Genomic DNA, 3,036 nt, shown 5'->3' on the forward strand with positions numbered 1-3,036 from the left:
ATAAAAAGAAAGAAAGCGTAAAAGAAAAATCATCTAAAAACCAAGAACAAGAAAAAGCCAAAGAGTCAAAAAATAAGGAAGAAAAATCCTTTTCCCAAAAAGAGATTAAGACCTCGAATAATGGCTATCACATTGTTCAACAAGATGAAACGGTTTACTCCATTGCCAGAGCATACGGCACAACCCCGCAAAAAATTAGTGAGCTGAATAACTTAAAAAATTATCAGATTACGGTGGGGAAAAAGTTAAAAGTGAAGTAAATCAACGTTTGCAAAAAATTTTAAAAAAAGACCGCTTGTAAAAGCGGTCTTTTCACGTTTAGCTTTCTGCTAATAGCGTTGGTAATTCAATCACTGCGTAGCCAAAAATCACAAGCAAGATAATTAAAATCATCTTTTCTGCGTTTGAAAGCGTTAATCTACCGTTGAATTTATAGTTAGAATAGAGATACAACAAAATACCCGGCACATAAAGCACAACCGAGAGCAGTAAATATTCTAAACCAGCGGCATATACAATCCATAAGCCATAAATTGATGCCATAAAGCCTGTGAGTTTAATGTACCAAGCGGCATTGGTTTGAATAGCTAATTTGAATAAATACGCCCCGATTAAGAAATACGGAATTAAAATCATTGAAGTAGAAATCAATAATAGCGTGTTATAGCTTTGCTCAAATACAAAAACCAACACAAGGCAGAATTGCACTACAACACCCGTGAACCAAAGAGAGTTAATCGGCGTGCCGTTTTCATTCAATTTATCTAAAATTTTAGGAAAAGCCCCATTTTTAGAACCACGATAAGGCACTTCAGCAGAATACATCGTCCAGCTAATATAAGAAGCAAGCACAGAAACAATCAAACAGGCGGTGATGATTACTTTGCCTGTTGGTCCCATCATTGCATCAAGTAGTGGACCCATTGATGGATTTGCCATATTGGCAATGGTTTCACGAGGCAGAATACCGAGTGAGAGAATGGTAATTGCAACATAAAGTGTCAACGCAATTAAAATTCCTAATACCGTTGCCAAGCCTACGTCAGAACGTTTTTTAGCGTGAGCAGAAAGTACAGAAGCTCCTTCCACCCCGGTAAATACCCATAAGGTAATCAGCATCGTACTTTTTACTTGATCGCTTACGCTATTATTCAATGCGGTTGCTTTCACATCTGAATTAAATAAATCGACATCAAAATACCAAACGCCTAGCCCGATAAATAGAATAAGTGGAGCAACTTTCACAAAGGTTGCGATGAGGTTTACGAAAGCGGCTTCTTTAATCCCTCCTGCAATTAAAGCGTGAACCAGCCACACAATAATTGATGAGCCGATGAATGCAGCAAGGGTGTTGCCTTGCCCGAAAATCACCGTATTTTCACTATCGGTAAATACGCCTAAACCTTCAAAAGCAACGGTAAGATAGCCCACAATACCGATAGTGGCACATAACCAGTAACCCCAAGCGGACATAAAACCCATCAACTCGCCGAAGCCTTCTCGTGCATAGGTATAAATACCGCCATCTAAATCAGGGCGAAGACGGGAAATAAAGAAAAATGATAAACCCAAAAAGATGATACCAACACCGGTAATCAGCCAACCAATGGTAATAGCTTCCGCACCTGCAACTTCCGCCATATTTTGCGGTAAGCTGAAAATGCCTGAGCCAATCATTGAGCTTAATACAAGTGCAGTAAGGGAAATTAATCCGATTTTTTTATTTGACATTGCTATTCCTTACTTTAAATTTTTTGCGAGTGTTTCAATATATTCCACACCGATACCACAACAACCACCGATAATGGTTGCCCCTTGCTCCGTCCATTTTTTGGCCCACGCTAAATAAGCATTCGGATCTAAATCTTTACGAACTTCGTCTAAGCCGTCATTAGCGGTTGCATCTTTAGGCTGAGGTGCGAACGCATTAGCATAAGCTCCTGTGCGGATATGAGTTGCATTGAGTTCAGCTAAAATTTTTTGTGTAACCGCTAAGGCTTCACCAATCACTTCGGGTTGGCAACAGTTAAATAAAATGGCTTGCACACCTAATGCTACCATTTCCTCTACTGCTTGTTTTACCGTTTCACCTGAGCGTAATCTCGGCTCTGTAGTTGGTTCATCATCAATGAGTGTGAACGAAACCCATAATGGGCGGTTATCTTTTGGTAATAGTGCTTTGATTGAAATGGGTTCAATAATGGCACTCTGAGTTTCGCATAACCAAATATCTACATAAGGCGAAAGCCCATCAATTAAGGGTTGGGCAATTTCTGCAAAACGTTCCATTTTTATCAGATCCGCTCGGTAAGAACCAAACATCGGTGGAAGCGAACCGGCAATTTGAGTTGCAAAATTTCCGGAATTTTTGACCGCTTGTTTAGCAAGACGACCAGCCAAATCAGCCAAACTTTTGCCATCAGCGGAAAAACGTTTTTCGCCGATATGAAAAGGCACAACAGCATAGCTATCGGTAGTAATAACTTCTGCTCCGTGAGCGATAAAATCTTCGTGAACAGCTTGCACAAAGTGTGGACCTTCATACAAAGCGGCAGCAGACCATTCGGGCTGATGGAAAGGAGCGTTACGACGCATTAATTCACGGCTCATTCCGCCGTCTAATATTGTGATTGACATACAATTTCCTAATTAAAAGGTAAGAACAATAGAATAAATTGGAGTAGTTTACTGGCTTTTTGAATAAGTGCTTATAACTAAATAGTATAAATTAGATTTTTTTAAAACAGATGGTTATTCCAAACTAAAATAAGAAAGCACTTCTTGGAGATTAGTTTGTATTACCATCGGATTGACCGGATTATCTGACATTACAACGTGTTCCATCATTGCAATAGAAAGCGTTGCAAAGAGTTTACCTTGAAACTCAGCATCAATATCATTAAGACTTTTTCGTGTTGAAATAACGTCAATGTATTTCTTTTTTACTTCTTCTTGAATTTGCCTTTTTAAGCTAATACGGTGGGTATCAATTTTCCATAAGGTCTGTAATGTGTGGCGAAGTGTATTAATAACAGG

General features: G+C 39.0%; 3 protein-coding genes and 1 pseudogene. 1 reads left to right on the top strand and 3 read right to left on the bottom strand.

Annotation, left to right across the window (positions count from 1 at the left end; genetic code table 11):
- The coding region (locus ACJHV0_RS05115) for a LysM peptidoglycan-binding domain-containing protein (protein WP_483133564.1) at positions 1–260 on the top strand (260 nt) is incomplete at its 5' end.
- Positions 261–318: 58 nt separating this feature from the next.
- Here the strand turns inward: ACJHV0_RS05115 and ACJHV0_RS05120 are convergent.
- The 3 genes and pseudogenes from ACJHV0_RS05120 to ACJHV0_RS05130 form a co-directional block, all read right to left on the bottom strand.
- A complete protein-coding gene (locus ACJHV0_RS05120; RefSeq protein ID WP_334236100.1) occupies positions 319–1,731 on the bottom strand; it encodes a basic amino acid/polyamine antiporter in 1,413 nt (470 codons plus the stop codon).
- A 9-nt stretch (positions 1,732–1,740) separates the two neighbouring features.
- Complete coding sequence (locus ACJHV0_RS05125) at positions 1,741–2,637, bottom strand: homocysteine S-methyltransferase family protein (protein WP_483133565.1); 897 nt, start codon at positions 2,635–2,637, stop codon at positions 1,741–1,743.
- Between the two features lie 114 nt (positions 2,638–2,751).
- A pseudogene (locus ACJHV0_RS05130) lies at positions 2,752–3,036 on the bottom strand (TetR/AcrR family transcriptional regulator); the annotation flags it as partial.

The organism is Mannheimia sp. (assembly GCF_056854775.1).